The following is a 6,347-nucleotide window of genomic DNA, read 5'->3' on the forward strand; positions in this document are numbered from 1 at the left end:
ACGTCGTCCACCGGTCACGTCGTCCACCGGTCACGTCGTCCACCGGTCACGTCGTCCACCGGTCACGTCGTCCACCGGTCACGTCGTCCACCGGTCACGTCGTCCACCGGTCACGTCGTCGAGCAGGGCTTCCAGCCGCGCCGCCATGGCCGTACGCGACACGTGCTGTTCCACGTAGGCGCGACCGCGCGCTCCCATCCGCGCCCGCTCCTCCGGTCCTCGGTCGTCCAGCTCCCCGACCGCGGCGACCAGCGCGGGCAGCGACGGCTCACCCCGCTCCGCCGAGCCGCGCACCGCGCAGCCGGCCGCGACCAGCCGGTGTTCCAGGAGACCACCGACGTTGGTGACGACCGGGAGGCCCGCCGCGAGGTAGTCGTACAGCTTGTTCGGGCTCAGCGCCTCCTTGAACAGCTCGGCCTCGGCGAGCGTGTGCAGCCCCACGTCGGCGGCAACGAACACGTTCGCCAGCTGTTCCTTGGGCACTGCGGGCAGGAACCGCGCGTTTCGGATGCCCTCCTCGCCCGCCCGGGTGACCAGCCGCGCCTTGTCCAGGCCGTCCCCGACCAGCACGAACGTGCAGCCGGGCAGCTCACCGGCCGCGTCCAGGATCAGGTCCAGGCCGTTGGCCGGGCCGTGCGCTCCGGCATACACCGCGACGAAGCCGTCCACGCCGAGTTCGGCGCGCGCCTTCTCCCGCGACACGGTGGGCACGAAGTCGGCGGGTTCGGCGCCGTTGCTGATGTGCACGACCTTCTCCGGTCGTACGCCGAACGCCGCGAAGTGGTCCTGCCAGCCGTCGGCGACGGCCACGATCGCGTCCGCGGCGGTATAGACGAACCGCTCCAGGGCGGCCAGCGCCCGGTGGATGCGGGAGCCGTCCTCGAGGTAGCCGAGCTCGACCATCGAGCGCGGCCACAGGTCCCGGATCTCCAGGACGAACGGAACCCGCCGGATCCGCGCCAGCAGCCAGCCGGCCAGCGGCGTGAACAGGGGCGGCGACGAGGCGTACACCACGTCGTACCTGCCCGACCGCACACCGGCGACCAGCGCGCCCGCCGCGTACGCCAGCCAGTTCAGCACCCGGCCGGGACCGTTGGACTCGTAGTTCGGGACGGGAACGGTCACGAAGTTCGGTGACCGGCTGGAGAAGCGTTCCCGGGTGGTGTAGTTGCGGTTGCCGGCCACGATGCGGTGTGACCATCGCGACAGCCGGCCGAACAGCTCCACGTGCCGGGTGCCCCCGCCCTGCGACCGCGGCAGGGCCGACTGGTTGAGGACCAGCACCCGCCGGGGGCGCTGGGAGCTTCCGGAACTCTCGCCTCGGCTCATGAGTGTGCTCGGCTTCCCGAAAGGCGTGGGCGTGGTCGCGGCCGGACCACCTCGGGCGGGCCCCGGCGAGTCCGGCGCAGCCGGAACCGCCGGCGCAGGCGTCGCAGGCTCGGCCGGCCGGGCTTCGAGCGCCCGGAGTCGTCACCGGCCGGCATGAGGTAGACGACCGCCACGGCCAGCAACATGCCGTGGGTGAGGAAGACCGTCAACATCGCGGTGTTGGACACGCTGAACGCCGACTGGGCGAGTGCCGCCAGAGCCAGGCCGGCCGGCAGCCCGCGGGCCGCGCTGTCGCTGAAGTGCAGCACCGCGGCGAGGATGCCGGTGAACACGAAGACCCCCACCAGCCCGAAGTTGGCGTAGGCGTCGGCCCAGAGGTTGGCGTTGGCGCTCATCTCCGGGTTGCCGTAGTAGACCTGGCCGATCAGGAACGGCGGTTTCAGATCGTACGGATAGTCCACCCAGTGCGACAGCACCCCGTACCCCAGAAATCCCTTGGGGTTCTGCAGGAAGAACTCGAAGTGGTACTTCGTGTTGACCGCGCTGGTCAGCACCAGCCGGCGGACCAGGATCGAGGACAGGCCCCACCCGCCGCGGGCGAAGTCGATCGCGGTGACCGCCAACACCCCGCAGCCGGCCAGGACACCGACCCGCCGGCCGATCCGGGCCAGGTCGGTCGTCCGGGCCAGCACCACCACACCGGCGGCCAGCAGCGACGAGAACAGCAACTGCTTGAACCCGGTGATCGAGACGAGGTACATCTCGGTGAGCACGCCCAGCGCGACCCACCCCCAGCGCCTGGTCATCAGGCCGCGGGCGATGGCGACCGGCGCGATCACGTTGCCGAGCCACGGGACGACGTACTTCGCGGCCTTGGGCACCTCGCCGAAGGAGTCGCGGTAGGTGTCGCGCACCGCGTAGATCTCCGACAGCGTCACCAAGCGCAGGTGCAGGCCGTAGTAGCCGACGACGACACCGGTCATCACCAGCCAGAGCAGGGCGTACGCCGGCCAGTAGACCCGCGCCGGGACCGCCGGCGGGCGGAACCTCCACAGCGGGACGGAGTAGATCCCGCCCAGCAGCCAGAACGCCGCGGCCACCCCGCCGACCATCAACCACACCGCCGTGGACAGGTCCGTGGTGAACATCGGCAGGACGTGCACCGGCGCCACCACGACCAGGAACAGCATCCAGTACACGATCGCGGAGGGGCGTTCCCACGACAGCGGAAGCCGCCGCGCACACAGCAGGTAGGTCGGTGTCACCACGAGCGCGACCAGCGGGTTGGGTGGCACCCGCTCGAATCCGAGGTAGGCGAACGCCGGCGCGATCACCAGGTAGTGGCACGCCGCGAGGCCGAGCGCGTAGACCGCGAGCCACGCCACCGTGCGGCCACCGACCCGGGGGATCCCGCTCGTCGCCGGCCGGGCGTCCGGTCGGCGGCGGCGAGGGATGCGCGCCCGCCTGGTGCGCCGGCCGGCGAGCGGCCGGCCGCGGGAGTCCCGGCCGCTGGAGTTCTGACCGGCGACGTCCTGACCGCCGGCGTTCTGACCGGCGTCCTGACCGCGGGAGTCCCGGGCGGAGACGGACGGCCCGGAGGCGCCCCGCTCCGGCCGGCGCGGGCCGGTCGCTGCTCGGCTATCCATGGCGCAGCACCCACCAGACCAGGGCGAGGACGCCGCCGTAGGAGAGCACGAGGACCCCCGCGTAGGCGGCGACGCCGAGCAGGTCCGAACCCCCGAGCAGCCACACCAGCCACGGCACGCCGACCACCAGGACCAGCCGGACCGCCTCCCAGCCCAGCGCGAGGCCCTGCCGTTCCATCAGGTTGAGAACGTTGGAGACCGGGCTGGCCACGAACTGCGCGAGGAACGCCACCGCCAGCAGTTGGGCGTACGACCCGGCGCGTTCCCACTGGGCTCCGAAAACCCAGCCGAACGCCCACGGCCCGGCCACCGACAAGGCGATCGCCGGGCCGGCGCCGAGCAGCGCGAGCCGGCGTACGGCCAGCCAGGTGAGCCGGGGCAGCTCGCCGGTCGCGTCCCGTCGGGCGCTCGCCCCCCGGCCCAGGAACACCTGGGCAACCGCCTGGCCGACCACCGTGGCCGGCAGCGCGAGCAGCCGGCTGGTGAACGCCAGCCAGCCGGTGGGGTTCTGGCCGTACGTCAGCGAGAACAGCAGGTACGGCGCGTACTGTCCGGTGTTGTTCAGCAGCGCCGTCCACGTGGTGAACAGCGGAAACCTGCGGAAGCGGCGGACCGCCGCGCGCACCTGGGCGACCGTCACCGGCTCCCGCCGGCCCGCGGCCGGAGGCGGGAACAACCCGCCGCGGGCGATCGACGCCAGTCCGGCGGCCCGGCCCACGCCCATGCCGAGCAGCAACCCCAGCGGTGCCAGCCCGGCGAACCCGAAGCCGAGTTGCGCACCGGCGGTGCCCACGCCCTGCAGCGCGTTGCGGCCGGCGATGTCGCGGTACCGCTCGGAACGGACGAGCACCGCGCTCACCAGCTGGAAGACCGCGATCACCGCCACCGTCGGCGGCACCAGCCACCACGCAGCCCACAGGCCGGCCAGCGTGGGATTGACCGTCCACAGCCCGGCACCGGCCAGGCCCAGCAGCCCGATCGCGACCGCCACCACGACCGCGCCGGTCAGCCCGGCCCGCAACACCGCGCGGGTCTCGGTGACGTCCCGCGCCAGCGGAACCGCGAGGTCCATGCGCAGGCTGGCCAGCACGGCACCGATGGACACGACACCGGTGAAGATCTGCAGCAGAGCGAAGTCGGCCGGGTTGTAGAGACGGGCCAGGACGGGAGCCGCGGCGATCAGCAGCCCTTGGCCGAGGACGGTGCCGAGGACGATCTCCGTCACCCCACGCCGGGCGCCGGGCCGCCGGGGCGTGCCGTCCGGTTCGGGCACGCGGTCCCGGGCGGGCACGCGGTCCGGCTCGGGCGCGGCCGTCCGCACGGGCGCTGCGCCGGCCGCGGGGAGGTCGGACGTCGCGCGGTCGGCGCCGCTCATCGGGCTCTGGCGGCTCATCGGGCTCTGGCGGCTCATCGGGCTCTGGCGGCGCGCAGGTCGCCGGGCAGCAGGCTGTCGTACAGCGCGAGCAGCTTCGCCGCCTCCGGCCCGAACGAGTACCGCTCGTACACCGCCTTGCGTCCGCGCCGGCCCATCGCCGCCGCCTCCACCGGGTCCGACAGCAGCCGCGACACCGCCTCCGCGGCTGCCCGGCCGTCCTCGGGGTCGACGGTGACGCCGGCCTCGGCCTCGTCGAGGATCTGCTTCCACAGCGGGAAGTGGGACGCCACCACCGGCATCCCCTCGGCCATGTACTCGAACATCTTCGTCGGGAGGTTGCGCTTGTACGCCTCCGGACCGATCTGCAGTACCAGGCCGACGCGGGACTCACCGAGCATCTCCCGCACCCGCGTCGGCGGCTGAGCGCCGACGTAGTCGATCAGTCCGGCGAGTTCCGGTTCGGCCAGCCGCGCCTTCAGCCCCGGCGGCGTGAACGTCCCGATCAGCGTCAGCCGCTCGCGGTGCCGGGCGCCGGCGATCCGGGCCACGTCGAGCATGGCCGACAGTCCGCGCAGGTCCGACAGCCCGCCCACGTAGACGATCCCGCGCGGGCGTCGGTCGTACGGGATCTCCGCCGGGCGTTCGGCGTTCTCCTCCGGGTCCACAGCGTCCCCGGCGTCCCCGGCGTCCCCGGCGTCCCCGGCCGCCGAACGGACGGTCGGGTCGTCGCCGGGCAGGATCGGGAAGTTGTTCACCACCACCATCCGGCGCGCACCGGCGTAAACGCTCTCGACCAGCGGCGACGCGGCCACCACCGCGGTCACTCCCCGGCCGGCGAGACGGACCAGGACCCGGGTGGCCCCCGCCACCACGGGTCGCAGGCGGCGTGGGATCCAGGGCTTGGCCAGGATCTGCGCGGGCAGCGGCTCGTGCGCGTCGAAGACGACCTTGCGCCCGCACAGCCGCAACGCCATCGCCAGCGGGACGAGTTCGGGGTCGTGGAAGTGGTAGACGTCCGCGTCGTGGGCCAGCAGCGGGCGGAACAACCTCCACACGCCGACCGTCATCCGGGCGGCCCGGCCGGACGACGGCCGTACTGGCACCACCCGCACGCCGTCCTGCTCGTAGGGCGCGCCGGCGTCCTGCTCGCCGAGCCGGCCCCGGAGGTGGTCGGCGCGGGCGTGCAGTACGACGTCGTAGCCGGCCGCGGCGAGCGTACGGCACTGCTTGTGGAAGATCCGGATGTCGGTGGCGGTATGGACCGTCGACACGTGCACGGCTCGAGGGCGCCGGACCGCAGGGGTGTGCGCGCCGGCAGGCCGCGCTTCGGATGCGGAGTTCGCCGTCATCGCCTCGTCCAGGTGGTGGTGGTCAACGGGTCCGCTCCGTCCACAGGTCTCGCGTCGGCCCCGGGGAGGTCCGCACCCCTGCACTTCTCCCCCGGCCGGGCGTCCGAGTAAACGACACCAGCCCCGCGTACAGCACGTGTCTCCTCCAGTACGCCGCGTCAATCACCCGGCCACTTCGGCGAGCCCGCCACCGCGGGCGGTGCGAGCTTCCGGGGTGCGGAGAAAGTTCCGGCGGTCCGGCCCGTTCGGACCACAGGCCACGGGACAGGAGTCTCATGCTTCTCACCCGAGGTCGGTCCCACCTCGCGCCGGCCTCGCCGCCGGACACCGACGAGGACAGCTCAGGAAGGTTGCGCCGGTGGAGCTGCGGCCGGTGCGCTGCTCGGCGATCTCGAACGCCGCGCGGACGTCGTCCTCGTCGACGCACCGCTGCTCGGCACCATGCTCAACATGGCGCCCGCGAAGGGACCCGACGCGCGGACGTACGGCTACGGATACGACTACTACGGCCATGGTGGCGGCCGCGACGCGGTGGTCGACGGAGTCGAGGACGGCGTGGGGGGGGGGGGGGGGGGGGCGGGCCCCCCCCCCCCCCCCCCGCGGCCCCCCCCCCCCCCCGGGGCGGGCGCCCCACACCGACACCGCGGC

4 protein-coding genes are annotated in these 6,347 nt (G+C 73.3%); all 4 read right to left on the reverse strand.

Going from position 1 to position 6,347, the window contains the following annotated elements:
* Positions 1 to 78 precede the first annotated feature (78 nt).
* From ABZV93_RS28710 to ABZV93_RS28725, 4 genes are read right to left on the reverse strand one after another with little or no spacing between them, the layout of a single operon-like run.
* Entirely contained in the window at positions 79 to 1,329 is a 1,251-nt protein-coding gene (locus ABZV93_RS28710; RefSeq protein ID WP_354942067.1) for a glycosyltransferase family 4 protein, read from the reverse strand.
* Positions 1,326 to 2,975 carry an O-antigen polymerase gene (locus tag ABZV93_RS28715; protein ID WP_354942069.1) on the reverse strand — a complete coding sequence of 550 codons (1,650 nt, stop codon included), beginning with the start codon at positions 2,973 to 2,975 and terminating at the stop codon, positions 1,326 to 1,328. Before ABZV93_RS28715 ends, ABZV93_RS28710 begins: the two co-directional genes overlap by 4 nt.
* On the reverse strand, positions 2,968 to 4,368 hold the full coding sequence (locus ABZV93_RS28720) for a lipopolysaccharide biosynthesis protein (RefSeq protein WP_354942071.1): 1,401 nt from the start codon (positions 4,366 to 4,368) through the stop codon (positions 2,968 to 2,970). Before ABZV93_RS28720 ends, ABZV93_RS28715 begins: the two co-directional genes overlap by 8 nt.
* Before the next feature lie 14 nt (positions 4,369 to 4,382).
* Positions 4,383 to 5,627 carry a glycosyltransferase gene (locus ABZV93_RS28725; RefSeq protein WP_354942073.1) on the reverse strand — a complete coding sequence of 415 codons (1,245 nt, stop codon included), beginning with the start codon at positions 5,625 to 5,627 and terminating at the stop codon, positions 4,383 to 4,385.
* Positions 5,628 to 6,347: the final 720 nt, after the last annotated feature.

The sequence above is a fragment of the Actinopolymorpha sp. NPDC004070 genome (assembly GCF_040610475.1).
GTDB lineage: Bacteria > Actinomycetota > Actinomycetes > Propionibacteriales > Actinopolymorphaceae > Actinopolymorpha.

Excerpts from the sequence above, each read along its gene's own strand:
- ABZV93_RS28710 (WP_354942067.1), bottom strand. The coding sequence starts at position 1,329 with ATGAGCCGAGGCGAGAGTTCCGGAAGCTCCCAGCGCCCCCGGCGGGTG.
- ABZV93_RS28715 (WP_354942069.1), bottom strand. The coding sequence starts at position 2,975 with ATGGATAGCCGAGCAGCGACCGGCCCGCGCCGGCCGGAGCGGGGCGCC.
- ABZV93_RS28720 (WP_354942071.1), bottom strand. The coding sequence starts at position 4,368 with ATGAGCCGCCAGAGCCCGATGAGCGGCGCCGACCGCGCGACGTCCGAC.